The 25681-nt window shown below is 68.8% G+C and carries 23 protein-coding genes; 10 read left to right on the top strand and 13 right to left on the bottom strand.

The window, feature by feature from the left end:
* Window positions 1-402 precede the first annotated feature (402 nt).
* The 6 genes from D6682_04280 to hemJ all read left to right on the top strand — a co-directional run bounded on the left by D6682_04280 (window position 403) and on the right by hemJ (window position 7137).
* The gene (locus D6682_04280; protein RMH51607.1) at window positions 403-1821 is read left to right on the top strand and encodes an acetyl-CoA carboxylase biotin carboxylase subunit; all 1419 of its coding nucleotides are present in this window, start codon (window positions 403-405) and stop codon (window positions 1819-1821) included.
* Between the two features lie 28 nt (window positions 1822-1849).
* Complete coding sequence (gene oadA, locus D6682_04275; GenBank protein RMH51613.1) at window positions 1850-3700, top strand: oxaloacetate decarboxylase subunit alpha; 1851 nt, start codon at window positions 1850-1852, stop codon at window positions 3698-3700.
* Complete coding sequence (tmk, locus tag D6682_04270) at window positions 3645-4394, top strand: dTMP kinase (GenBank protein RMH51606.1); 750 nt, start codon at window positions 3645-3647, stop codon at window positions 4392-4394. The genes oadA and tmk overlap by 56 nt, the downstream gene beginning before the upstream one ends.
* A gap of 3 nt (window positions 4395-4397) precedes the next feature.
* Window positions 4398-5330 (top strand): DNA polymerase III subunit delta', encoded by a 933-nt coding sequence (gene holB / locus D6682_04265; protein RMH51605.1) that lies wholly within the window; start codon window positions 4398-4400, stop codon window positions 5328-5330.
* Between the two features lie 243 nt (window positions 5331-5573).
* Window positions 5574-6398 (top strand): hypothetical protein, encoded by an 825-nt coding sequence (locus D6682_04260; protein ID RMH51604.1) that lies wholly within the window; start codon window positions 5574-5576, stop codon window positions 6396-6398.
* A 313-nt stretch (window positions 6399-6711) separates the two neighbouring features.
* Window positions 6712-7137 (top strand): protoporphyrinogen oxidase HemJ, encoded by a 426-nt coding sequence (gene hemJ / locus D6682_04255; GenBank protein ID RMH51603.1) that lies wholly within the window; start codon window positions 6712-6714, stop codon window positions 7135-7137.
* A gap of 97 nt (window positions 7138-7234) precedes the next feature.
* On the opposite strand, the gene phoU is transcribed toward hemJ, so the two are convergent.
* Window positions 7235-7984 carry a phosphate transport system regulatory protein PhoU gene (gene phoU, locus D6682_04250; GenBank protein ID RMH51602.1) on the bottom strand — a complete coding sequence of 250 codons (750 nt, stop codon included), beginning with the start codon at window positions 7982-7984 and terminating at the stop codon, window positions 7235-7237.
* Window positions 7968-10736: a bifunctional [glutamate--ammonia ligase]-adenylyl-L-tyrosine phosphorylase/[glutamate--ammonia-ligase] adenylyltransferase gene (locus tag D6682_04245; protein RMH51601.1), complete on the bottom strand. Its 2769-nt coding sequence runs from the start codon at window positions 10734-10736 to the stop codon at window positions 7968-7970. The genes phoU and D6682_04245 overlap by 17 nt, the downstream gene beginning before the upstream one ends.
* A 93-nt stretch (window positions 10737-10829) precedes the next feature.
* On the opposite strand from D6682_04245, the gene D6682_04240 reads away from it, so the two are divergent.
* Window positions 10830-12200: a cysteine--tRNA ligase gene (locus tag D6682_04240; protein RMH51600.1), complete on the top strand. Its 1371-nt coding sequence runs from the start codon at window positions 10830-10832 to the stop codon at window positions 12198-12200.
* An 8-nt stretch (window positions 12201-12208) separates the two neighbouring features.
* Here D6682_04240 and D6682_04235 read toward each other — a convergent pair whose 3' ends face one another.
* The 11 genes from D6682_04235 to erpA form a co-directional block, all read right to left on the bottom strand.
* Window positions 12209-12541: a hypothetical protein gene (locus D6682_04235; protein RMH51599.1), complete on the bottom strand. Its 333-nt coding sequence runs from the start codon at window positions 12539-12541 to the stop codon at window positions 12209-12211.
* Window positions 12542-12743: 202 nt separating this feature from the next.
* A complete protein-coding gene (hisB, locus tag D6682_04230; GenBank protein ID RMH51598.1) occupies window positions 12744-13340 on the bottom strand; it encodes an imidazoleglycerol-phosphate dehydratase HisB in 597 nt (198 codons plus the stop codon).
* A 173-nt stretch (window positions 13341-13513) separates the two neighbouring features.
* Complete coding sequence (locus D6682_04225) at window positions 13514-14545, bottom strand: histidinol-phosphate transaminase (GenBank protein ID RMH51597.1); 1032 nt, start codon at window positions 14543-14545, stop codon at window positions 13514-13516.
* Window positions 14542-15867, bottom strand: coding sequence for a histidinol dehydrogenase (hisD, locus tag D6682_04220; protein ID RMH51612.1), 1326 nt, complete (start codon window positions 15865-15867; stop codon window positions 14542-14544). The genes D6682_04225 and hisD overlap by 4 nt, the downstream gene beginning before the upstream one ends.
* A 192-nt stretch (window positions 15868-16059) precedes the next feature.
* Window positions 16060-16710, bottom strand: coding sequence for an ATP phosphoribosyltransferase (locus tag D6682_04215; GenBank protein ID RMH51596.1), 651 nt, complete (start codon window positions 16708-16710; stop codon window positions 16060-16062).
* Complete coding sequence (gene murA / locus D6682_04210) at window positions 16703-17995, bottom strand: UDP-N-acetylglucosamine 1-carboxyvinyltransferase (GenBank protein RMH51595.1); 1293 nt, start codon at window positions 17993-17995, stop codon at window positions 16703-16705. Before murA ends, D6682_04215 begins: the two co-directional genes overlap by 8 nt.
* A 3-nt stretch (window positions 17996-17998) precedes the next feature.
* Window positions 17999-20224: a PAS domain-containing sensor histidine kinase gene (locus tag D6682_04205; protein ID RMH51594.1), complete on the bottom strand. Its 2226-nt coding sequence runs from the start codon at window positions 20222-20224 to the stop codon at window positions 17999-18001.
* Window positions 20221-20721: a hypothetical protein gene (locus D6682_04200; GenBank protein ID RMH51593.1), complete on the bottom strand. Its 501-nt coding sequence runs from the start codon at window positions 20719-20721 to the stop codon at window positions 20221-20223. Before D6682_04200 ends, D6682_04205 begins: the two co-directional genes overlap by 4 nt.
* Window positions 20722-20981: 260 nt before the next feature.
* Window positions 20982-21629, bottom strand: a complete 648-nt coding sequence (gene leuD, locus D6682_04195) for a 3-isopropylmalate dehydratase small subunit (protein ID RMH51592.1) — start codon at window positions 21627-21629, stop codon at window positions 20982-20984.
* Window positions 21630-22014: 385 nt separating this feature from the next.
* A complete protein-coding gene (locus D6682_04190) occupies window positions 22015-22935 on the bottom strand; it encodes an ABC transporter ATP-binding protein (GenBank protein RMH51591.1) in 921 nt (306 codons plus the stop codon).
* 42 nt (window positions 22936-22977) lie between these two features.
* Complete coding sequence (gene erpA / locus D6682_04185; protein RMH51590.1) at window positions 22978-23331, bottom strand: iron-sulfur cluster insertion protein ErpA; 354 nt, start codon at window positions 23329-23331, stop codon at window positions 22978-22980.
* 168 nt (window positions 23332-23499) lie between these two features.
* Between erpA and D6682_04180 the strand changes: the two genes are divergently transcribed.
* The 3 genes from D6682_04180 to D6682_04170 are packed head-to-tail and all read left to right on the top strand — an operon-like array spanning window position 23500 to window position 25635.
* Window positions 23500-24495, top strand: coding sequence for an FAD:protein FMN transferase (locus tag D6682_04180; GenBank protein RMH51611.1), 996 nt, complete (start codon window positions 23500-23502; stop codon window positions 24493-24495).
* Window positions 24419-25174: a DNA repair protein RadC gene (gene radC, locus D6682_04175; protein ID RMH51589.1), complete on the top strand. Its 756-nt coding sequence runs from the start codon at window positions 24419-24421 to the stop codon at window positions 25172-25174. The genes D6682_04180 and radC overlap by 77 nt, the downstream gene beginning before the upstream one ends.
* Window positions 25159-25635, top strand: a complete 477-nt coding sequence (locus D6682_04170) for a hypothetical protein (GenBank protein ID RMH51610.1) — start codon at window positions 25159-25161, stop codon at window positions 25633-25635. Before radC ends, D6682_04170 begins: the two co-directional genes overlap by 16 nt.
* Window positions 25636-25681 lie beyond the last annotated feature (46 nt).

Below are 25681 nucleotides of genomic sequence, written 5' to 3'. Positions count from 1 at the left end.
GCCTGCAGGCCAAATACGGCGCGGCGATGAAGCTGTGCAGCTTCGCCGTGGTCTCGGTCGGCTTCGAGCGCATCCTGTGGCGCCGGGTGCATTAGAAGCGCACCCCCAACCGCGAAGGGGACCCACCATGCTGCACCGGTCCGCCCCGTACTCCCAATACGTGCCATCCCGTCCGGTTGTACAAAACAGGGGATTGCGCATGCAATCGGTGCATTCGTAAGGGGGTCGAAGAGCGCGTTCTTCGATCGCCGTCAAGCAAAAAGTCCACGGACGGACGTTTTGCGGTTTGATCACCATTGAGCGGCGCGCGGGGGCATGGTATCATGCCCCACCCTGTCCTCGTGGGTGCTCCACCGAACCGCCCGTCCCACCGTGGCAGGAATCTCCACCCCGGGAGGAGGATTGTTCCACCGCATCCTGATCGCCAACCGAGGCGAATGCGCCGTCCGCATCCAGCGCTCATGCCGGGAGCTGGGCATCGAGACCGTGGCCATCTTCTCCGAGGCCGACACCCACGCCCTGCATGTCAAGAAGGCCGACCAGGCGGTGCTCATCGGCCCCGACCCGGTCAAGAGCTACCTCAACATCCATCGAATCATCGACATCGCCGTCAAGACCGGGTGCGATGCCGTCCACCCCGGCTACGGCTTCCTGTCGGAGAACGCCGAGTTCGCCCGCCGGGTAGAGGAAGCGGGGCTGACCTACATCGGACCCGGCCCGGAGGCGATCGCCAATATGGGCAACAAGACCCGGGCGCGCGCCACCATGATCGCCGCCGGCATTCCGGTCATTCCCGGATCGGACGGAGCCCTGCGCGACCTCGACCACGCGCTGGCGCTGGCCGATGCCATGGGCTACCCGGTGATGCTCAAGGCGGCCGCCGGGGGTGGCGGGCGCGGCATCCGCCGCTGCGACGATGAGGAGCAACTGCGCGAGAACTTCGCCATCACCGGCCGCGAAGCCAAGGCGGCCTTCGGCAGCGACGAGCTGTTCATGGAGAAGTGCATCGTCGCCCCGCGCCACATCGAGTTCCAGGTGCTCGCCGACAGCCATGGCAACGTGGTCCACCTCTTCGACCGCGACTGCTCCATCCAGCGACGCAACCAGAAGCTGATCGAGCTGGCCCCATCCAACTTCCTCAGCGACGAGCAGCGCGCGGCCATGGGTGCGGTGGCGGTGCGCGCCGCCCGGGCGGTCGACTACGTCAACGCCGGCACCGTCGAGTTTCTGGTCGATGGTGACCACAACTTCTACTTCATGGAGATGAACACCCGCCTGCAGGTGGAGCACACCATCACCGAGGCGATCACCGGCATCGACATCGTCTCCGAGCAGATCCGCATCGCCAGCGGCGAACCGCTGGGCTACAGCCAGGAGGAGATCGACTACCGCGGCTGTGCCATCGAGTTCCGCATCAACGCCGAGGATCCGAAGAACGACTTCTTCCCCGATCCCGGGCTGATCACCCGCTACCACTCGGCCGGCGGCCCCGGAGTGCGGGTCGACGGCTGTGTCTACGCCGGCTACACCATCCCGCCCCACTACGACTCGATGTGCGCCAAGCTCACCGTCTGGGGGCGGGACTGGCGGCAGACGGTCCGGCGGGCGCTCCGTGCACTGGAGGAGTACGACATCCGCGGGTTGAAGACCACCCTGCCGCTCTACCGCAACATCGTCGCCTCCGACGCCTTCGCCGCCGGAGACTTCGACACAGGCTTCATGGAGCAGCACCCCGAGCTGCTCGACTATCAGCCCTACGAACGCCGCGAGGACATCGCCGCCGCCGTCGCCGTGGCCGTCGCCACCCATCTCGGACTGTAACCCCAGCCACACGGCCGGAGGAGTGCTCATGCCCACCACGACCAGACGACTCGCCATCACCGAACTGGCCCTGCGCGACGGCCACCAGTCGCTGCTCGCCACCCGCATGCGGCTGGAAGACATGCTGCCGATCTGCGCCGAACTCGACGCGGTCGGCTACTGGTCGATCGAGGCGTGGGGCGGCGCCACCTTCGACACCTGCCTGCGCTACCTCAAGGAGGGGCCGTGGGTTCGGCTGCGCGAACTGAAGAAGGCGATGCCCAACACCCCGCTGCAGATGCTGCTGCGCGGTCAGAACCTGCTCGGCTACCGCCACTACGCCGACGACGTGGTGCGCAAGTTCGTCGACATGTCGGCGGCCAACGGGGTCGACGTCTTCCGCATCTTCGACGCCATGAACGACCTGCGCAACGTGCGGGTGGCGATCGAGCAGGTGAAGGCCAACGGCAAGCATGCCGAAGGGGCGATCTGCTACACCACCAGCCCGGTCCACACGCTGGAGCGGTTCGTCGAGATGGGACGGCGACTGGAGGAGCTCGGCTGCGACACCATCGCCATCAAGGACATGGCCGGGCTGCTCACCCCGGAGGCCGCCCGCCGCCTGATCCGCGCCCTCAAACAGGCGGTCTCGGTGCCGCTCCACCTTCACGTCCACGCAACCGCCGGCCTCGCCGAGATGGTGCAGTGGGAGGCGGTCCACGCCGGCTGCGACATCATCGACACCGCCATCTCGCCGCTGGCCGGAGGGACCTCCCATCCACCGACCGAGGCGATGGTCGCCGCCTTCGCCGGCGGCGAATACGACACCGGCCTCGATCTGGAGCGGCTGCAGTCGATCGCCGCCTACTTCCGTGAGGTGCGCAAGAAATACGCACGATTCGAATCGGACTTCACCGGGGTCGACACCCGGGTCTTCATCAACCAGATACCCGGAGGCATGATCTCCAACCTGGCCAATCAGCTGCGCGAGCAGGACGCGCTCGACAAGATGGACGCGGTGCTCGACGAGGTCCCCCGCGTACGCAAGGACTTCGGCTATCCCCCCCTGGTCACCCCCACCAGCCAGATCGTCGGCACCCAGGCGGTGCTCAACGTCCTCTCCGGCAAGCAGTACTCGATCATCACCAACGAGACCAAGGCCTACCTCAAGGGGATGTACGGCCGCGCCCCCGGTGAGATCGACGAGCGTGTACGGCGGCTGGCGCTGGGCGACGAGGAGCCGATCAACGTGCGCCCGGCCGATCTGCTCCAGCCGGAGCTCGACACCCTGACCCGCGAGATCGGCGACAAGGCCACCTCGATCGAGGACACCCTGACCTACGCCCTCTTCCCCGCCGTCGCCCTCGAGTTCTTCGAGGCGCGGGCCGCCGGCACCCTGCAGCCGGAACCCCTCGACGCACCGCAGGAGGAGCCCGCCGCTCCGGTTCCGGGCGGCGAACGGCTGGCGCCGACCGAGTTCAACATCACCATCCATGGCGAGGAGTACCACATCAAGATCGAAGGCACCGGCCACGCCGGCGGAACGGTGCGCCCCTTCTACGTCCGGGTGGACAACATGCTGGAAGAGGTGATGGTCGAGACGCTGACCGAGGTGGTACCGATGCGCGACGGCCATCTCGACACCGCCCACGCCGGCAAGGGGTCGAGGCGGCCCAAGGCGACCTCCGACAACCACGTCACCTCGCCGATGCCCGGCCGCATCACCGCCATCCACGTCTCCGAGGGCGACACGGTCGCCGCCGGCGATGTGGTCTTGGTGGTGGAGGCGATGAAGATGGAGAACCCGGTCCATGCCCCGGTCGCCGGCACGGTGGGCGCCATCCATGTCGCCGTGGGCGACAACGTCAACCCGGACGAATGCCTGCTGGAGCTGCTGTGACGGCAGCCGCCCCCCCGCCCACGGAGCCATCCTGCTGAGCGGCGGCCATCCCCGCTTCATCACATTCGAGGGGGGCGACGGATGCGGCAAGAGCACCCAGATGGCCCGGGCGGCGGCGCTGCTGCGCGCCCATGACCTTCCGGTATGCACCACCCGCGAACCGGGCGGATCCCCCGTCGGGCGGGAGATCCGCCGGCTGCTGCTGGACGACGCCTTCCACCCCACCCCCCCCTGTGAGCTGCTGCTCTTCCTCGCCGACCGGGCCGAGCATGTCGCCACCGTCATCGCGCCGGCGCTCGAGCGGGGCGCCTGGGTGCTGTGCGACCGCTACAGCGACTCCACCCTCGCCTACCAGCTGGCCGCCCGGCGCCTGGGCCGGATCGAGGAGGCCGCCGCACTGGTGCGCTATGCCGAGCAGGGGATCTCCCCCGGCTGCACGCTCTGGTTCGACCTGGCGCCGGAAGAGGCGATGGCGCGCATCGCCGCTCGCGGCGCCGCCGGAGAAGGGAGGATCGACCGGGAGGGGAGGATCGACCGGGAGGCGCTCGCCTTCCACCGGGCGGTCCATCGTGCGTTCGCCGAGCTGCACCGACGCCATCCCGAACGGATCCGCCGCGTCGATGCCGGGGGCACCATCGACGAAGTGGCGGCACGGGTGGAGCGGCTGCTCCGGCCGCTGATCGCAGGAGACTAGCCCTTGCCGACAGCGTGGGAGATCGTCGGCCACACGGCGGTGCGCGACACGCTGTGCAACGGGCTGGGTGCGCGGGAAGGAGGCCACCACGCCTGGCTCCTCTACGGCCCCTCGGGCATCGGCAAGGCGTTGCTCGCCCGAGAGGCGGCCTCCGCCTTCCTCTGCCGCGGCGCCGCCCCCCCATGCGGCGCGTGCCACAGCTGTCGACTGGTGCACGCCGGAACCCATCCTGACCTCCGGCTGTTGCAGCGCCCGGAGGGCAAGCGCGACCTTCCGGTGGAGGCGGTACGGGAAGCGCTCGCCTTCCTCAGCCTCACCGGTCATGAGAGCAGCCGACGGGTGCTGATCATCGATGATGCCGAAACGATGAACCGGTCGGCGGCCAACGCCCTGCTCAAGGGGCTGGAAGAGCCGCAGGAGGGGGCGGCGATCCTCCTGGTCTGTGGCGAACCGAACCGGTTGCCGGCCACCATCCGTTCCCGCTGTCTGCTGCAGCCGTGCCACGCCCTCGGCGAAGAGGAGTGTCGGCAGGTGCTGCAGCGCATGGGGATCGCGGAGGCAGCCCTGCCGCTGGCCCTGCGGCTGGCCCGCGGCAGACCGGGACGGGTGGCGCTGCTGCGGGATGAGGGGTGGTGCCGGTCGTTGCAGCAGTGGGAGCGGCTGCTCGAAGACCTCCCCCGCTGTGACCTCGCCGAGGCGCGCCGCCTGAGCGGAGGGAAGTGGAACGCGGCGGCACTGCAACTGGTGGTCGAGCTGGCGGTCGAGGCCGCCTGCCGGCGGATTTCCAGGCTCGATTTCGCACGCGGCGAAGCGCTGCTCGACGGCTGCCGCCGGCTGGCCGAGCTGCCCCGCCGGGCGGAACGGCAGACGCTGCGCGCCGATCTCGCCCTCTTCGGCGCGGTGGTCGAACTGCGCCGGCTGTCGGCAGGACGTTGAACCGGCCATACGATCCCTGATGCTCTTTTTGTGAGGGGAGTATTCTCAATCGAATCGCAAAACGTCCGTCCATGGACGTTTTGCTTGAAGGCAATCGAAGAGCGCGCTCTTCGATTGCCCTACAAATCGATCGCTTGCTTCGCAAGCTCTTGATTTGCGCGGCACGCCAACGCCGCGGATGCCACCTTCTTGCGAAGCCGTCATCCTTGATGCCGGTTGCGCGATCCGCGATCATCGCGACCGATGTCCGCCACCCTGATCCTCTTCCCGCTGGCCGGCGCCGTCTCGCTGGTCGCCGCATGGCTGCTCTGGGCCCGCGCGCTCGATCGTCCCTTGCCGACCAAAGAGCCGCAGCCGCTGATCGCCACCTGTGTTTCGATCTCGCTCTTCTTCACCCTGATCGGGGCGATCGGAGCCGCACCGAGCAGCCCGCTCGGCATTCGTTTCACCCTGATCGATGCCGCGGCCAGCGCCTCATTCCTGGTGCAGTTGATCTACCTGATCGGGCTGCTGCGCCATGGCATCCACGGGCTGGGCATGATCCTGCTGCCGGTGACCGGCCTCGCCCTGATCCTGACGCCGCTGCTCCCCACCGGCCACCGGGGAAGCTGGCTGGAGACCGACTCCTGGCTGGAGGCCAGCCACCTGGCGCTGTCGATGAGCGCCTATGCGGTGGCGACCCTGTCGGCGCTCCATGCGGTGATGCATCTACTGCTCGACCGGGCGCTGAAAGCGAAACGGATCCATCCGCTCATCCGTGCCATGCCGCCGTTGACCGACATCGAACGGCACATGTTCGCCCAGGTACGCGGTGCGCTGTGGCTGCTGGGGGCGGGCATCCTCACCGGCCTGAGCTGGCAGTGGGTGGCATGGGGGCACTTCGCCCTGCTCAGCCACAAGGTACTGCTCTCCTTCCTCGCATGGATCCTGTTGCTGATCATCGCGTTGGCGCACCGCCGGGGATCGTGGCGCAACAAGACCTCGAGCTACCTGGTGATCGGCACCTACCTCACCATGCTGCTCGCCTACTTCGGCTCGCGCTTCATCATGGCCGAACTGCATCCATGACGGCCGCCTGCGGAGCCGACATCGCGACCAGGACGGCCGCGCGAATCCGGAGGTTGCAGACGCAACCGACGGATTTGTAAGGGGATCTAAGACCGCGCTCTTCGATCCCCGTGAAGCCAAAACGTCCACGGACGGACGTTTTGCGGTCGAATCGATGCTGGCTTCGCAAGAAACCAGCATCGCGGCCATGGACGGCCGCGCAAATCCGGAGGTGGCAGATGCAACCGACGGATTTGTAAGGGGATCGAAGACCGCGCTCTTCGATCCCCGTCAAGCAAAACGTCCACGGACGGACGTTTTGCGGTCGAACAATATGTATCTCTGGATCAAGGCGCTGCACATCATCGCGCTGGTGGCCTGGTTCGCCGGCCTCTTCTATCTGCCGCGCCTCTTCGTCTACCACAGCCGCCACCCCGAAGGGGTGTTGCACGAGCAGTTCTGCATCATGGAACGCAGGCTCCACCGCTTCATCATGTGGCCTGCGATGGTGATCACCCTGATCTGCGGCGCCACCATGGCGTCGATGAACTGGGCGTGGCTGGTGGATGCGGGCTGGTTCCACGCCAAGATGGCGGTGGTGCTGGGGCTGATCGTCTTCCATCTGCACTGCGGTCGGATGACGACCGGCTTCGCCCGGGGCGCACCGCCCCACAGCGAGCGCTTCTTCCGCATCTACAACGAACTGCCGACGCTCGGGCTGATCCTGGCGGTGGTGTTGGTGGTGGTGCGCCCCTTCTGACTCTCTCCTTCCGGCCGACTCTCCTTCCGGCCGACTCCCATCCGGACCGAACCCATCTCGGGCCGCCGCGGCCGGCCCGGTCAGCCCCCGACCCCTCCTACCAGCTGGTCGGCGGGCTCCACTCCCCCTCCTTCAGATCGAGCATCTTCAACGCCTCCTCCTGGCTGACATGGCGGATGTCGTGGCCGAGATGGATGTAGATCACCATCTCGCAGATGTTGGTGGCGTGGTCGGAGATGCGCTCCAGCGCCTGCGCCACATTCATCAGCGCCAACGCCGGCGTGATCAGCCGCTGATCCTCCATGATCACGGTGAGCATGTTGCGCTCGTAGTTGCGGCAGAGGGTATCGACATGCTTGTCGAGGTCGATCACGGTCAGCGCGCGGCGGTGGTCGCGGCTGGAGTAGGCGTCGAGCGCCTGGGTCACCTGCCGTCGCACATGGTCGGCCATCACCTCGAGGTAGTTCTCGAACTTGCGCGTGCGCACCTCCATCTCGAGGCTCTGGCGACAGATCTCCGCCGCGCGGTCGCCGATCCGCTCCAGGTCGGTGACGATCTTGAGCGCCCCGGTGATGGCCCGCAGATCGCTGCCCACCGGCTGGCGGCGGATGATGGTGGTGCGGGCGAAGGTGTCGGTCTCGATCTCCATGCGGTTGATCTCGCCGTCGCGCTCGATGGTCAGCCGGGCAAGCTCCTCGTCGCACTCGATCAGGGCGCGGATGGCGTCGCGGATCGCCCGCTCCACCCAGCCGCCCATCACCAGGATCAGGTCGCGCAGCCTGGCCAAATCGTGGTCGAGCGGCCGGAAGTGCTTCCCTCCGATGGTTCCTTCAGCGGTCTGCAGCATGGTGTTCCGGCGCGACGAGACCCTCCATGGCCTCGTGCGCAGCAGCGGGCGATCCACCCACGGTACCCTCCTCCCGGCCGGAGGAGCCGCCCGCCTCCGACAACAGCAGCTCGAACGCCCGCCGCACCGCCGTCATCGTCCGCCGCAGCTCCTCCGGCCCGTCGAACACCCCGTGGCGGCGCAGCGTCTCCCACTCGGGCCGCGCCGGATCCCACGCAAGTGTGGTGATCGCACAGGAGAGTTCCACCCGCAGCAGCAGATCGGCCGTCCGGTAGCGCCGGTGGGCGGCGGTCAGCATCGCCGCCTCGCGCCGCCACGGATCGGGCAACCGCGCCGAATCCCCCTCCAGCATTGCGGCGACCGAACAGCCGCCGGTGCCGAAAGCCAGGCGCGCATACTGGGCGAGGAACTCGATATCGACCATGCCGCCGGGATCCTGCTTGAGGTTGACCACCCGATCGTCGCGGCTGGCCAGGTGGCGCACCATCTTCGCCCGCATCGCCACCACCTCGTCCGCCAGCCGGCGCCGGTCGCGCGGCAGGGCCAGCACCTCCTCCACCACCTGCATCACCCGCGCCGCCGCCTCCCCGTTGGGGGCCAGAGCCCGGGCGCGGCAGAGGGCCTGGTGCTCCCAGACCGCGGCGTGGTGGCGCTGGTAGTCGGCGAATCCCGCCAGCGTAGTGACCAGCACACCGCTGCCGCCGGAGGGGCGCAGCCGGGCGTCGAAGGCGTAGCCGGCGCCGAAGGGGGGCGCGGCGGTGAGGATGCCGATCACCCGCCGCCCGAGCCGCTGCGCCTGCTCCAGCATCCCCATCCGCTCCTCGCCGTCTGCCACCAGCACGAAGACCATGTCGAGGTCGGAGCCCAGCCCCATCTCCCGGCTGCCGTGCTTGCCCATGGCCAGCAGCACCAGCGGAAAGTCGTCGGGCAGCCCCATCCGGGCGCAGGCCAGCCGCAGTGCCGCCCGCGCCGCCTCGTCGGCGACACCGGACAGCCAGCGGCCGATCCGATCGGCATCCGCGCTGTGGGCATCCACGGCCAGCGCGCAGTGCAGCCGGGCGCGGTCGACCTGCCGCCCAAGCTCGGCCAGCGCCGCCTCGCCCTGCTCCGGGGTGATCGCGGCCAGCGCGTGGCGGATCCGGTCGATGTCGCCGTCGCCCTGCTCGCAGGCCAGCGGCCACTCCAGCCACGACGGATTGCGCACGATCGCGCCGGCGATGTAGCGGCTTGCAGCCAGCACCCCGATCAGCCAGTCGCGCGTCCCCTCGTGGGTGGCGAGCAGGTCGATCCAGGTGGCTCTGCCTGCGATGGCGCGCAGCAGCTCGGCAAACGATTCGAGCGCCGTCACCCCGTTGGCGTCGTCGAGCCAGGCGGGCATGGCCCGCTGCAGGATACGGCGCACCTGGTCGGTGCTGCGCTCGGGCAACAGGCCGCGCCGCAACTGACCGGCGATCGCATCGAGCGCCCGGGTGATGCGCACGCCCGCCTCCGCATCGAGCCCTTCGGGCAGCGGCGGCGGGCGCTGCTCCAGCCAGTCGACCCCCTGCGCATCGTCGTCCATCTGCTCCATGTGACGGACGAAGAGGGCGTGAACCCACGATGCATGGCGGCAGGCGGTGTCGTGCGGATCGTCGATGGCCAGCGCCCGAGCCAGCCAGCGGCGGTAGTCGTCGGGCAGCCGCTGGGTCTGCTCGCCGCGACGCGCCTGCACGGCGTGCTCCACCCGGCGCCAGAAGCGGTAGGCGCAGGCCAGCCCTTCCGCCTCCCCGGCAGCGATCAGCCCCGCCCGATCGAGCGCGGCCAGCGCCTCGATCGTGCCGCGCGCACGGATCTCCGGCCGGCGACCGCCGAAGAGCAGCTGCCGCGACTGGACCATGAACTCGATCTCGCGGATCCCGCCCCGACCGCGCTTGACATCGAAGCCCGGCCCCGGCGCCCCCACACCGGCCTGACGGTCGATGCGCCGCTTCATCGCCGCCAGCGCATGGACCAGCGTATAGTCGAGATGGCGCAGATAGATGAATGGAACAAGGCCTGCGCACAGCTCCTCGCCCAGCGCCCGGTCGCCGGCGACGAAGCGCGCCTTGGAGAGCATGGCCCGCTCCCATGTCTGGCCGTAGTTGTGGTAGTGGTCGAGGGTGGCCGTGAGCGAGAGCACGATCGGCGCCGCCGCCCCGCCCGGCCGCAGCCGCATGTCCACCGGCCAGATGGCGCCGTCCTCGGTCTGCTCATCGATCAGCCGGATGACCATGCGTGCCAGCTGCGCGTAGTAGTCGGCCAGGGCGCATACGCGCCGCCCACCCCGGGTCTCTCCCTCGCCGTCCCAGACCATCATCAGATCGATATCGGAGGCGAGGTTGAGCTCGCGGCCGCCGAGCTTGCCCAGCGCGATCAGCGCGAAGCGACCCTGCTCCGGCCGGCCGAAGCGGGGGGCGAGCAGCGCCTCGGCCGCGGTCAGCGCCGCTGTCAGCAACGCATCGGCGAGATCGCTGATCGCCCGCCAGGAGCGCGCGATCTCCCCGTGCAGGGCCAGCTCCCACCAGATGATGTGGCACATGGCCCAGGCGAAATGGCGCCGCAGATGGCGCTGCGCCTCGGCCACGGAGTCGGCCGGCGCCGGCGCGGGCGGTGCCATACCGGCGACCAGCGGCGACTCCTCCTGCCTGCCGGCCATCGCCGAACGATCGAGCCCGGCGCGCCGGGCCAGCTCCCGCCAGTAGCGGGTGGCGGCAACCTCCTCGTCGATCTCCATCCGCTCAGGATAGCGCCATCGCCGGGCGCCGTCCAAACGCGCCCCTGCCGGGGGCGGTGTTCATCCTCCCACCCCCTCCCTAGCATCGGCGCCATGGCCGATTCCCTCCTGCTCTACAACACGCGCAGCCGGCGCAAGGAGCGCTTCGTGCCGCTTCACCCCGGCCGCGTCGGCCTCTATCTGTGCGGCGTCACCGTCTACGACTACTGCCACATCGGCCACGCCCGGGTGATGGTCGCCTTCGACCTGATCGTCCGCTGGCTGCGCGCGCTCGGCTACCAGGTCGATTTCGTGCGCAACTTCACCGACATCGACGACAAGATCATCGCCCGGGCCAACGCCTCGGGGGAGCCGATGGCCCAACTCACCCGCCGCATGATCGATGCCTTCCATCAGGACATCGACGCGCTCGGCTGCCTGCGCCCGTCCCGTGAGCCGCGCGCCACCGCCCACATGGCGGAGATCATCGCCATGATCGAGGCGCTGTTTGCGCGCGGCCACGCCTATGTCGCCGACTCGGGCGATGTGCTCTACTCGGTGCGCAGCTTCCCCGACTACGGCGCGCTCTCCGGCAAGCGGATCGACGAGCTGGAGGCGGGCAGCCGGGTGGAGGTGGACACGAACAAACGCGACCCGCTCGACTTCGTGTTGTGGAAGATGGCCAAGCCGGGGGAGCCCTCCTGGCCCTCACCGTGGGGCGAGGGGCGGCCGGGGTGGCACATCGAGTGCTCGGCGATGAGCTGCGCCCATCTGGGCGATACCTTCGACATCCACGGCGGCGGCATGGATCTGCGCTTCCCCCACCACGAGAACGAGATCGCCCAGGCATGCGCCGCCACCGGCGGCGGATTCGCCCGCTACTGGCTGCACAACGGCTTCGTCAACATCAACAGCGAGAAGATGTCCAAATCGCTGGGCAACTTCTTCACCATCCGTGAGGTGACCGGGCGCTTCCATCCCGAGGTGGTCCGCGCCTTCATCGTCGCCAGCCACTACCGCTCGCCGCTCGACTTCTCCGATCGGGCGTTGGAGCAGACCGAATCCTGGCTCGACCGGCTCTACGAAACCCGCGCCCGCCTGGGCGACTGCCCGCCCGGGGCGCTGCCCGAGCCCTTCCGCGCTGCGATGAATGACGACTTCAACACCCCGGAGGCGCTGGCCGTGCTGTTCGAGGCCGCCCACCGCATCAACCGCGCCCTCGACCGGGGGGAGGATGCCTCGGCCGACGGCGGCGCCTTCGTCGCAATGGCCGGCCTGCTCGGGCTGGTGCAACAGGATCCGACCTCCTGGTTCCAGCGGGGCGATGCGGAGGAGACGGCGGAGATCGAGCGGTTGATCGCGGCGCGCGACCGGGCGCGTTCGGCACGGGACTTCGCCACCGCCGACCGGCTGCGCGACCAGCTCACAGCGATGGGCATCGTGCTGAAGGACACGCCCGACGGCACCCGCTGGCAGCGGAAGTAGCTTTCAGTTCACCCCTTGTTCAAATCATCCAGCGCCTTGTAGAGGGCATCGCGGGTCTTGATGGCATTGAGGTTGGCGGTATAAGCCGCCTCATTGCGCCGCATACGGACCTGCTCGGTCGCGGCATCGCTGGGCGACGGAGCGGCGCTGCTGGCCGCTTCGTTGCGCTGGATCGCGGCGCGCATCTCCGGGCTGACCGTCACCCGGTCCCCCTGCTGCAGCGCCCGCGCAGCCCGATAGCCCCGGGTCAGCAGGTTGGCGACATTGTTGGCCGAAACCTCCTGCTGGACCGTGATGTTGCTCAGCGCTGCAAGGTTCGCATTGTTGACCTTCATCGCCACTCCTGATCACACCGCAAAAAGTCCGTCCATGGACTTTTTGCTCGGCGGCAATCGAAGAGCGCGGTCTTCGATTGCCTTACAAATCCATCGGTTGCAAGAGCAACCTCCGGATTTGCGCGACCGTCCTGGTCGCGTATGATGGCTGCTTGCGAAACCATCATACCTCCGTTCGTTTCGCCAGTGTACTTGAACGCCGCCACGGTCACAGCGCCCCCTTGGTCGACGGGATCCCCTGCTGCCGCGGATCGGGTGCCACCGCCATGCGCAACGCCCGGCCGAAGGCCTTGAAGACGGTCTCGATGATGTGGTGGTTGTTCTCCCCGCGCAGGGCATCGATATGGAGGGTCAACCGGCCGTGGTTGACCACCGCCTGGAAGAACTCGCGGAACAGCTCGGTGTCGAAATCCCCCACCTTGGGACGGGGAAACACCACCTGGTAGTGCAGCCCCGGCCGACCGGAGAGATCGAGCACCACCCGGGAGAGGGCCTCGTCCAGCGGTACGAAAGCGTGGCCGTAACGAACGATCCCCGTCTTGTCGCCCAGCGCATCGTGCAACGCCTCGCCGAGGCAGATGCCGATATCCTCGACCGTGTGGTGGTCGTCGATCTCACGATCCCCGCGCGCCTGCAGGGTCAGGTCGATCAACCCGTGGCGGCTGATCTGCTCCAGCATGTGGTCGAGGAATGGGATCGAGCTGTCGATGCTGCTGCTGCCCGTGCCATCGAGATCGAGCGACAGCGTGATGCGGGTCTCTTTGGTGGCGCGTTCGATCGTGGCGCTGCGTGATTGTCGAATCATCTCGGATCGAATCGCAAAACGTCCGTCCATGGACCTTTTGCTTGACGAGAATCGAAGAGCGCGCTCTTTGATTCCCTTCCAAAGCCGTCGCTTGCATTCGCAAGCTTCGGTTTTACGCGGCACGCCGACGCCGCGATGATGGGTTCTCGCGAAACCATCACACCCCCGTCCGGTCAGACCGCCTGCATCAGCGCCCGGATCAGCGCGTCGTTCTCTTCCGGCGTGCCGATGGTCAGCCGCAGGCAACCGGCGAGCGGCCCGTTGGGCTGGTGCAGATTCCGGACCAGAATCCCGCTCGACTTGAGGAAGGAGAAGGTGCGCTCGGCGTCGGCCACGCGAATGAGCAGGAAGTTGGTCTGCGAGGGGAAGAGGGTGATGCCGTTGATCCCCTCGAGGATCCCAGCCACCCGCTCGCGCTCCTCGACGATGCGCCGGCATTGCGCGGCGAAGAGCTCGCCGTGGCGCAGCAGGAAGGAGGCCGACGCCTGGGTGAGCGCGTTGATGTTGTAGGGCAGCCGCACCTTGTTGAGCTGGGCGATGGTGTCGGGATCGCCGATGGCGTAGCCCAGCCGCAATCCGGCCCACCCCATCTTGGAGAAGGTGCGCAGGATGACCACATTGGGCGCGATCAGCGACAGATGGGTGCGGTCGGTGAAGGGGCGGTAGGCCTCGTCGATCACCACCAGCCCGTTGAAGCCGCGCGCCACCGCCTCCACCTCCTCCATCGGCCAGAGGTTGCCGGTGGGGTTGTTGGGACAGGCGAGAAAGATCACCGCCGCCTTCTCCCGACCGCTGGTGCGCAGCAGCTTCTGCGCGCTCAGCTCGAAATGGGCATCGAGCGCGACGGTGACCACCGGCCGCCGAAGCCAACGGGAGATCAGCTCGTACATGGAGAAGGTGGGGGAGGGAATGGCGCAGGCACCGGGATCGGCGGCCATCAGGATCATCTGGATCAGCTCGTCGGAGCCGTTGCCGAGCAGGATCTGCGCCGGATCCACGCCGTCGAGCTCGGCGATCTGCGCGCGCAGGCCCGCCATGTCGGCGTCGGGATAGCGGTGCACCTCGGTGCGGGCGAGCAGCTGCTGCCACCCCTCGTGCAGCGCCCGCGGCATGGGATAGGGATTCTCCATCGCATCGAGCTTGATCAGCCCGGTGGCATCCTCGACGCGATAGGGCTCCAGCATCCGGATATCTTTACGAATCATTGGACACGACGCTCCAGCCGCAGTTCGATCGTCCGCGCATGGGCATCCAGCCCCTCACGGTGGGCAATGTGGGCCGCCGCCGGCCCGATCGCGGCCAGCGCATCGGCGCTCCCGCGAATGATGCTGCTGCGCTTCTGGAAATCATACACCCCGAGCGGCGAGGAGAAACGCGCGGTACGGTTGGTCGGCAGCACATGGTTGGGGCCGGCGACATAATCCCCCAGCGCCTCGGGCACATGGTGTCCGATGAAGACGGCGCCGGCGTGGCGGATACGCGCCAGCAGCGCATCGGGCTGCGCCAGCACCAGTTCCAGGTGTTCCGGCGCGATGCGGTTGACCACCTCCGCCGCCTGCGACAGATCCTCCAGCGCGATCAGCGCGCCGTGCGCCTCCAGCGAGGCGCGGGCGATCTCCGCCCGAGGGAGCGCGGCCAGCTGGCGAGCGATCTCCGCCTCGACCCGATCGAGCAGGTCGGCGTCGTCGCTGATCAGAACGGCCTGCGCTGCGGCGTCGTGCTCGGCCTGGGAGAGCAGATCGGCCGCCAGCCAGCACGGATCACCGCCATCGGCCACCACCACGATCTCGGACGGCCCGGCGATCATGTCGATACCACAGACGCCGAAGACCTGCCGCTTGGCGGCGGCGACGAACCGGTTGCCCGGGCCGACGATCTTGTCCACCGCCGGCACCGACTCGGTACCGAAGGCGAGCGCAGCCACCGCCTGCGCCCCGCCGACGGCGAAACCGCGCCCCACCCCGCCGATGAAGGCGGCGGCCAACACCAGCTCGTTGACCACACCGTCGGGAGTAGGCACCACCATGACCAGATCCCCCACCCCGGCGACCCTCGCCGGGATGGCGTTCATCAGCACCGAGCTGGGATAGGCCGCCGTCCCCCCCGGCACATAGAGCCCCACCCGGTCGAGCGGCGTCACCCGCTGGCCCAGCTCCATGCCCGCCGCGTCGCGGTAGCTCCACGACCGCTCGCGCGCGGCCTGCTGCTCATGGAAGGCACGCAGCCGCTCGGCGGCCATGGAGAGCGCCTGCCGATCCTCCCCGGAGATCCGCCTCCACGCCTGCTCCATCCGCGCGCGATCGATCACCATCGCCTCGGGCGTGCAGGGCCAGCGGTCGAAACGCTCGGTCAGCCGGCAGAGGGCGGCGTCGCCCTCTCGCCGCACCTGTGCGATGATGTCGCCGACCTGCCGCTCCACCTCCGCCCCGCTGTCGCTATCGCCCCCACGGGCCAGCAACGCCTGCAGCCGCTCGTCGAAGTCGGCCTCTCCCCATGCCAGTCGTCGCATCTTCCAGCTCGTCTGCATCGCCACACGCCTATCCTTACGAAAGTTGCCCGTCAGCGTTGATCGAATCGCAAAGAGTCCGCCCGTGGACTTTTGCTTGACGGGGATCGAAGTGCGCGCTCTTCGATCCCCCTACTAAATCCGTCGCTTGCCTCTGCAGCCTCCGGATTTCGCGACCACCCATGGCCGCGCTGACGGCTTCCTGCGAAGCCGTCACCATTGCTCCACGCATCGGCGCAGACGGTCGATAACCGGCTCGATCTCCGCCCGCCGCAGCACCGCACTGACCGGATTGACCACCAGCCGGCTGGAGATCTCGAACAGCGTCGCCCGCTCGACCAGGCCGTTGGCCCGCAGCGTGGAGCCGGTCTCGACCAGATCGACGATGCAGTCGGCCATCCCGACCAGCGGCGCCAGCTCCATCGAGCCGTAGAGGTGGATGATCTCCGCCTGCAGGCCGCGCTGCATGAAGAAGCCGGCTGCCAGCCGGTCGTACTTGGTCGCCACACGTACCACGCTGCCAGGAGGCCGGGCCAGCGGATCCCCGCCATGCTCGGGCACCGCCACGCAGAGCCGGCAGCGGCCGATCCCCAGATCGAGCGGCTGATGGAGATCGGGGTCGCTCTCGAGCAGCAGGTCACGGCCGACGATGCCCAGATCGGCGGCTCCGCGGGCGACGAAGGTGCAGACGTCGGCCGCCCGGATGATGAGGAAGCAGTACCCCTCCGGCCCGGGGAGGATCAACCTGCGGCTGCGGATCCCCTCTCCGTCGGGGGCCAGCCCCGCCGCTTCGAGCAACGGCACCACCTGCCCCAGCAGCCGCCCCTTGGGCAGCGCGATGCGGATGGGTGTGGAATCAGCCAAACTCCTCTCCCGTCAACATCCGGTTGGCGCCGCTGCGCCGCTCCACCGCCGCGCCCAACCGCTCCAGCTTCTCCTCGATCCGCTCGTAGCCGCGATCGATGTGGTAGATGCGGCTGATCTCCGTCGTCCCCTCCGCGGCCAGGGCGGCCAGCACCAGTGAGGCCGAGGCGCGCAGGTCGGTGGCCATCACCGGCGCCGCCGAGAGGTACTCCACCCCGCGCACCACCGCGGTGTTGCCGCTAAGCTGGATGTCCGCGCCGAGGCGCACCAGCTCCTGCACGTGCATGAAGCGGTTCTCGAAGATGGTCTCCCGAATGGTGCTCGTCCCCTCGGCCAGCGTCATCAGAGCCATGAACTGCGCCTGCAGATCGGTGGGGAAGCCGGGATGGGGCATGGTGCGCACATCGGTGCCGCGCAGCCGCCGCCGGGCGTAACAGCGGATGGCGTTGCCTTGCACCTCGACGGTTGCGCCGGCCTCGCGCAGGTGGGAGAGGAAGGCCTCCAGCGCCCCGGCGTCGGTATTGGTCACCCGCACGTCCCCGCCGGTGATCAGGCCGGCCGCCAGATAGGTGGCGGTCTCGATCCTGTCGGGGATGACGGTGACCGCCCCGCCGCGCAGGGCGTCGACCCCGCGGACGGTCACCGTGCCGCTCCCCTCCCCGGAGATGTCGGCGCCAAGCGAGCGCAGCGCCACCGCCAGGTTCTCCACCTCCGGCTCACGCGAGGCGTTCTCCAGCACCGTCTCACCGTCGGCCAGCACCGCCGCCATCATCAGGTTCTCGGTACCGGTGACCGTCACCCGGTCGAAGCAGATGCGTGCGCCGGTCAGCCCGTAGGGGGCGCTGGCGCTGACGTAGCCGTGTTCGACGGTGATCGCCGCCCCCATCGCCTCCAGCCCTTTGAGATGCATGTCGATCGGCCGGGCGCCGATGGCGCAGCCACCGGGCAGGCTGACCCGCGCCTTGCCGAAGCGGGCCAGCAACGGACCGAGCACCAGCGCGGAGGCGCGCATCGTCTTGACCAGCTCGTACGGCGCCTCCGGCAGGATGGCGGAGCGGCTGTCGACATGGAGGCAGTTGCGGTCGTCCACCGCCACCTTGGCCCCCTGATGGACCAGCAGCGACATCATGGTGGCGACGTCGCGCAGATGGGGAACGCGGTGGTAGCTGACCACACCGTCGACCAGGATCGATGCGGCCAGCAGCGGCAGGGCGGCGTTCTTGGCGCCGCTGGCCTCGATGCTGCCGTGCAGCGGCCGTCCCCCCTCGATGATCAGACGATCCACCGCCTACCCCTCTCCAACCCGCCGGCGGGCGGCGGCGACACGGCGCATCACCTGCTGCAACCGCTCGGGATCGAACGGCTTGTGGACGAAATCGGCCAACGCACCCTCCTCGAAGCTGCGCAGCACCTCCTCCTCGGAGTAGCCGCTGGTCACCACCACCGGAACGTCGTCGCGGATGGCACGCAGCTGCCGGAAACACTCGCTGCCGTCCATGTTGGGCATGGTCATGTCGAGCAAGACGGCGTCGATCCGGTCGCCATGCGCGCGGAACGAGGCCACCCCTTCGACACCGTCGGCCGCACAGATGGTGGTGATGCCGCACTCGCCGAGCAGCTCGGCGGCCACCTCGCGCACCACCTCCTCGTCATCGATGATCAGCACCGTCCCGCCGGCGGCCTCCTCCGGCTGCACCTCATCCCCGACCGGCTCCTCCGGCACAGCCTCCCTCTCGCTCGGCGGGAAGAGGATGGTGAAGGTACTCCCCTCCCCCGGTGCGCTCTCCAGCAGCAGCGCTCCATGGTGCCCCTGGACGATGCCGCGGATGGCGCTCATCCCCAGACCGCGGCCGGTGAACTTGGTGGTGAAGAAGGGCTCGAAGATCCGCTTCCGCGTCTCCTCGTCCATACCACAGCCGTTGTCGGCCACCTCCAGCACCACATAGCGACCCGGCGGCAGATCCGACCCGGTGACCGCCTGAGACAACCGCTCCGCATCCACCTCCTCCACTCGGGTGGCGATGGTGATGCGTCCCTCCTCGCGGGGCTGCGCACCGCCGGTGATCGCCTCGCTGGCGTTGGTGATCAGGTTGAGCACCACCTGCTGCAGTTGCGCCCGATCCCCCTCGATCGCAGGGAGATCGTCGGCCAGGGACTGGACGAAGTCGATCCGCTTGTCGATCGAGACCGCCAGCAGCTCGCTCAACCCGCCCACCAGCGCACTCAGATCGACCGGCTCGACCACGAACCGCCCCTTGCCGGCGTAGGCGAGCATCTGGCGGCAGAGGTCGGCCGCCCGCTCGGCCCCCTGCACCGCCCGGCGGATGTAGCCTGCACCATCCTCGTCGGCGTGGCGCAGGGCCAACGCCAGATTCCCCTGGATCGCCGCCAGGATGTTGTTGAAGTCGTGCGCGATCCCTCCGGCCAGCACGCCGAGGCTCTCCAGCCGCTGGGTCGCCGCCAGCCGCTCGGCCCGCGCCCGCTCCTCGGTGACGTCGCGATCGATCCCCACCAGGTAGTCGTGGCCGTCGAGCGAGACGCACGACATGGTGCGGGCGATCACCCGCTCCTCCCCGTCGGCCGAGACCAGACGGTAATCCCCCTGCCACTCCCGCCCCTGCGCCACCGTCGCCCTCATCTCCCGATAGAGGGGGTCGCCGGGGGTGCCGCCGCGCAGCTCGGCGGCGCTACGGCCGACCAGCTCCTCCGGATCCGCCACCCCGTGCATCGCGGCCAGTGCGTCGTTGGCGTATCGCACCCGGCCGTCGCGATCGCAGACCAGGATGCCGTCGGGGGCGGAGCCCATCGCCGCCAGCAGCAGGCGCTTGCCCTCCTGCAGCGCGCTGCGCTCGTCGAGCACCCCCTGCAGGAAGCGGTTGCGCCGGGCGGCGGCGACGAGCAGCACCACCAGGTAGATCAGCAGCGCCACCACCATGGCGATCAACACCCGCTTGCTGATCTCGTGCACCCGCGCCTCGTCGGCGTAATGGCGCTCGTAGGCGCGGCGCAGGCGGGAGAGGGCTGCCGGGATCCGGTCGTCGGCCGCCTCCTCGATCACCACCGCACGCGCCCGCTTCTCCTCCTCGAGCGGGATGGCGAGAAAACGGCGGACCCTCCGCTCCTGCCCGGCCAACGCTGTATCGAGCCCGGCCAGGCTGCGACGGATGGCACTGGCGATCTCCTCGTCGGCGAAGATCCCCTCGCTGGCCTCCTCGAGATCCTCGCGCAGCCCCCGCTCCAGCCGCGCCACCATGGCGCGGAGCCGGCGGACGCGCCGACGAAGCGCCGCCTCGTCCCGCACGCCGCTAAAGAGCTGCACCATCATCTCCCGCGCGATCCCCGCATCCACCCGGGCCGTGGCGTCGATCAGGGCGCTGGTGCGCGCCTCCTCGTCGCCGTCGAAGCGGTCCACCACCACCACCACACCGACCAGCAGCAGCACGAAGAGGGAGAGCAGCAGCAGATGGCGGCGAAACCGCATCCCCTCCCGCAACCGCCCGGACTCCCCGCTCACCAGCGCCCCTCCACGGCGAGCGAGAGGGTCTGGAAGCGGTTCTTCGGCCAGAGGGCGGTGGTCTGTGCCTCTCCGGCGAACTGCTGAATCCGGTAGGCGGCGCGCAGATGCAACGGCATGGCCAGCCACTGCGCCAGCGGGAGATGCAGCGAGGCGCCGGCCCGATAGCCGCGGCGGTTGCGGAACGTATTGGGGATCGACGAGTTTCTGGTCCGCACCCACAGGGGGAGTGCCGCGCGGATCTCCAGCCGGCGGGAGGCGAAGAGCAGGCCGGCCCAGAGGCTGCGGATGGTCTCGGTGATCAACGGATCGGGCAGCGGGGCACCATTCTTCCGGAACCGTTCCCGCGCCTGCTGCTGCCAGCGCGCCGCGGCAAACAGCCCGACCTCCCCCTGCTGCAACGTCCGGCGCAACGTCAACCGCCCGTCCAGTTGACCGATGCGCAAATCGTTGGTCTGCAGAAAATCGGCACGGGGCCAGTGCTCGGTCGCCCGCAATAGCGGCACGATGGAGGAGAGGGTGCTGGACCAGCCCCACCCATCGTCGCCGACGGCCCCCTCCTGGACACACAGTCGAAGCGCAACCTGCTCCGCACGCGAATGGAATGGGGCCCCCGTGTAGCGGGTATCGGAGGCAATCTCCTCATACTGCCACCAGAGCAAGCCGGCGCCCGCCTCCAACGCCTCGGCAACGCCGGCGCCGCAGAGCGACGACAGAGCAAACGACAACGGGGCCAGCAGCGCCCGCGCCGCCCACCTCAAGCGGCGGCTTCCACCAGCCACGGATGGGCAGCGAAGTGGCGCCGCTCGAAGGCACGGATCTCATCGGCGTGCTCCAGCGTCAGAGCGATGTCGTCCAGCCCCTCGACCAGCCGCCGCTTGCGGAAGGGATCGATCCCGAAGGCAAAGGTCGTTCCATCGGGGAGGGTCAACCGCTGGGCCGGCAGATCGACCCGCAGCCGGTAGCCCTCCTGCGCTGCGCACTCGGCAAAGAGGCGGTCGACCACCTCCGCCGGCTGGGTCAGCGGCAGGATGCCGTTCTTGCAGCAGTTGTCGTAGAAGATATCGGCGAAGGAGGGAGCGATGATGCAGCGGAAGCCGTAGTCGAGCAGCGCCCACGGCGCATGCTCGCGCGACGAACCGCAGCCGAAGTTCTCCCGCGCCAACAGGATCGTCGCCCCCCGATAGCGCGGCTGATTGAGCACAAAGTCGGGATTCTTCGGCCGTTTGCTGCAATCCATCCCCGGCTCGCCCTGATCGAGATAGCGCCACTCGTCGAACAGATAGGCGCCGTATCCGCTGCGGCGGATCGATTTGAGGAACTGCTTGGGGATGATGGCGTCGGTATCGACATTGGCCCGATCCATCGGCGCCACCAACCCCTCATGAACGGTGAACGGCTGCATGTTCGATCGAATCGCAAACCGTCCCTCCATGGACCGTATTGCTGATGGGATCGCAAAAAGTCCGTCCGTGGACTTTTTGCTTGAAGGCGATCGAAAAACGCGGTTTTCGATCGCCTTACATAATCCGTCGCTTGCATGCGCAACCTCCGGATTTGCGCGGCCGTCCTGGCCGCTGCTGCCGGCTTCTTGCGAAGCCGTCATTGCTGATCGAATCGCAAAAAGTCCGTCCGTGGACTTTTTGCTCGACGGAGATCGAAGAGCACAGGCGGCAGGATCGCTTCCGGAGGAGGGGCATCCCCATCCGGAACCGGACCGGCACCACAGGTTAGGAGAGCGGGGGCGAAAGGCAAGCAGGGGATCAGCCGCCATCGACAAGCGCGGCGGCTCACCCCCCGGTCAGCCGCAGGAAGACATCCTCCAGATCCTCGTGCTCGATGGTGGCGTCGACCGGTGGGCCGAAACAGGCCGTCGCCGCCTGGTAGGCGTCGTGGAAGTTGGAGGGGTTGCGCATCAGCCGCAGCCGAAGCCGCCCCTCCCCGTCGGCCTCCGGCCCGAACGGCGCCAGCCGCGGCTCGCGCGCCAGCGCCGCCTGCGCCACCCTCTGCCCGAACGAGAGCACCAGCCAGCTGGTCGCCACCTGCTCCATCAAGGTACGCATCGCACCCGCGGTCAGCAGCCGGCCCTGGTCGATGATCGCCACGCCGTCGCACAGCTGCTCGGCCTCCTCCAGGTAGTGGGTGGTGAGCAGGATGGTGGTCCCCTCGCGATTGAGCCGGCGCATGAATTCCCACAGCCGCCGCCGCAGCTCGACATCGACGCCGGCGGTCGGCTCATCGAGAATGACCAGCTCCGGCCTGTGCACCAGCGCCTGGGCGACCAGCAGCCGCCGGCGCATGCCGCCGGAGAGCTGGCGGGTGTTCCTGTCGGCGTGGGCGGCCAGATCGAGCGCATCGAGCAGGGTCTCGATCCAGCGGCGATCGGGCCTGCAGCCGTAGAGGCCGCTGGTGATGGAGAGGATCTCGCGCGGGGTGAAGAAGGGGTCGAAGGCCGCCTCCTGCGGCACCACCCCCATCCGCCGCTTGCAGCGGATGCGGTGGCGGAACAGATCGTCGCCAAAGAGCCGCACCCGCCCGGATGTGGGGCGGACGGTGTCGGCCAGGATGTTGATCAGCGTGCTCTTGCCGGCGCCGTTGGGGCCGAGCAGGGCGTAGAAGCCGCCGCGCGCCACGGTGAGCGACAACCCCTCCAGCGCCACCCGCCCGGGGCGGTAGCACTTGCGCAACTCATCGACTTCCAAGGCGTTCATCCGCGGTAACCACCCGGCACCCGGCTTGCACCATTCGCCGGGCTATCCCGCGTGGGCGCAACCTCCGCGCTCGGATGGGGTGAACGACTTGCCGCAGCCGCAGGTCGAGGCGGCGTTGGGGTTGCGGATGACGAACGACTCGCCGTTGACATCCGAACGGTAATCGACCTCGGCGCCGCGCAGCAGCTCCAGGCTCATGGCGTCGATCAGCAGCTTGACGCCGCCCGACTCGGCGATGGTGTCGTTCTCGTTGATCGCCTCATCGAAGGTGAAGCCGTACTGGAAGCCGGAGCAACCGCCGCCGCTGACGAAGATGCGCAGATGCATATCCTGATAGCCCTGCTGTTTGAGCGCGGCGATCTTCTCGGCGGCGGCCGGGGTGATGGTGATCGGCATGCGGATGCCTCCGTGGAGTTGATTTGTCAGGGAAAGGCGGCGACCGTGCCTGTCCCTTCCCTCGGGCGGAACGCCCCGCAGGTCGAACCGTTGGCGATCCGACCCGAAGCTCATCCTACCCCCGCCGGAGTGGCGCGGCAAGCCGCAGGCGGTGAGAGTGGCGCCGTGATGCGTTCGTTCATACTCCTGCTCACCCTCTCCCCCGCGCTGCTTTTCGGCGGCTGCAGCGCCGATGCGCCGCCGCCGGTCCACCAGACACGCTACATGATGGGCACGCTGGTCGAGTTCACCATCTTCGGCGCGCCGCGCAATGCGGCCGAGCGGGCCATCGCCGCCGCCGCGCGCGAGATGGGCCGGGTGGAGGCGCGCTTCACCACCGCCCACGACAGCCCGGTGCGCCGCTTCAACCGGGACGAAGCCCCGCTGCCGGACGAGGTGGGCCGGCTGCTGGCCATCAGCATCGAGATCCAGCGCCAAAGCGGCGGCGCCTTCCACCCCGGCCTCGGCGGACTCAACGCGCTGTGGGGCTTCTCCTCCGACCGTCCGCGCAACCGGCCGCTGCCCACCGCCCGGCAGATCGCCGCACAGCGCCCGCCGCGCCGCTGCTTCGACCGGCAGGGCGACCGCTGGCGGCGGCGCGATCCCCGCTGCCGGCTCGATTTCGGCGGCATCGCCAAGGGCTACGCCATCGACCGCGGCATCGCCGTGCTCAAGGCACACCACATCGCCAACGCCATCATCAACGCCGGCGGCGACATGCGCATCCTCGGCCGCCACGGCGCGCGCAAATGGCGCATCGGCATCCGCCATCCGCGTCGGCCCGGCGCGGTGGTCGCCGCCCTCGAGTTGGAAGGAGATCGCAGCGTGGTAACCTCCGGCGACTATGAACGGTTCGTCATCGTCCACGGCAGGCGCTACCACCACATCCTCGACCCGACCAGCGGCCGGCCGGCGCGACGGGCGATGAGCGCCACGGTGATCGCCGACGATGCCACCCGCGCCGACGGCTGGAGCACGGCGTTGTTCGTTCTCGGCCCGGCCGGCCTGCCGCTGATCGAGCGGCTGGGCATGGAGGGGATGGTGGTCGATGGCCACGGCCAGATCCACCAGACCCCCGGCCTTCGTCGCTACCTCGCCCGACGCTGGAGGGAAAATGCCGAATAGTGCCGCCGACACCAGCGTCCACGGCCACCGCCGACGGCTGCGGGCGCGCTGGCTGGAGCACGGGCTGGCTGGATTCCACGACTACGAGGTGATCGAGCTGCTGCTCACCTACGCCATCCCGCGGCGCGACGTCAAGCCGATCGCCAAGCGACTGCTGGCCCGCTTCGGCACACTGGCCGGGGTGTTCGACGCCGGCCTCGACGAGCTGCGCCAGGAGGAGGGGATGGGGCTGCAGGCCGCCTCCTTTCTGCGCCTGATCCGGCAGGCGGCGTGCCGCTATCTCGCATCCGGGCTCCCCGAGCGGCCGGTGTTCGACCGGCCGGAGCGGGTGCGCGACCACCTGCGCCTGCTGCTGCAGGGGCGCACCATGGAGTGCTTCGGCGCCATCTTCACCGACCAGCGCCACCACCCGATCGCCAGCGAGATCCTCTTCGAGGGGACCGTCGATCGCGCCGCCGTCTACCCGCGCAACCTGCTCAAGCGGGCGCTGGAGCTCGACGCCCGCGGCATGCTGCTGTTCCACAACCACCCGGCGGGAACTCCGCAGCCGAGCGAGGCCGACCGCGCGATCACCCGCCGCATCGCCCAGGCGGCCGAACCGCTCGAGCTGCAGCTGCTCGACCACTTCATCGTCGCCGGGAAGATGGTCGTCTCGCTGCGCGAATCGGGTTGGATGTAGCTGTGCGCAGCAGGCTGCGGGTGATCGCCGTCAAGGGCACGACGGCGCTGCTGCAGGGGGTGCGTCAGTCGGCCTGCGGCGGTTGTGCCGGGGAGTCCTCCTGTTCGACGCTGGGCGCGTGGAGCACGCGGACGCTCAGGCTGCGCACCACCAACACCCTCGGGGCGGTGCCGGGTGATCTGGTCGAGGTGGAGCTGCCCGACCGCACGCTGCTGATCGCCGCGTTGCTGCTCTACGGACTGCCACTGACCGCGCTTTTTCTCGGTGGCGGGCTGGCCGTCTGGACGGCCGGCGCACTCGATCTGCCGGCCAACCCCGCCTTTCTGCTTGGCGCCGGCGCGGGGGTCGCCGCCGCCTGGCGGGCCGCCCGCGCCATCCATCCGACCGGCGCCATCCGCATGGTGGCGCGCTGCGGGCCGCCTTCCGGGGGCAAAGGGCACGAGAGCCCCCCGCTTCATTGACGCTTCACCCGGAAAGGCCAAGGGTTGCGCCCAACCGACACGAAGA

This window comes from Zetaproteobacteria bacterium (assembly GCA_003696765.1).
Lineage (GTDB): Bacteria > Pseudomonadota > Zetaproteobacteria > Mariprofundales > J009 > RFFX01.
Note: the sequence above shows the minus strand (reverse complement) of the source record. Positions and strands in the feature narration are given on the sequence as shown.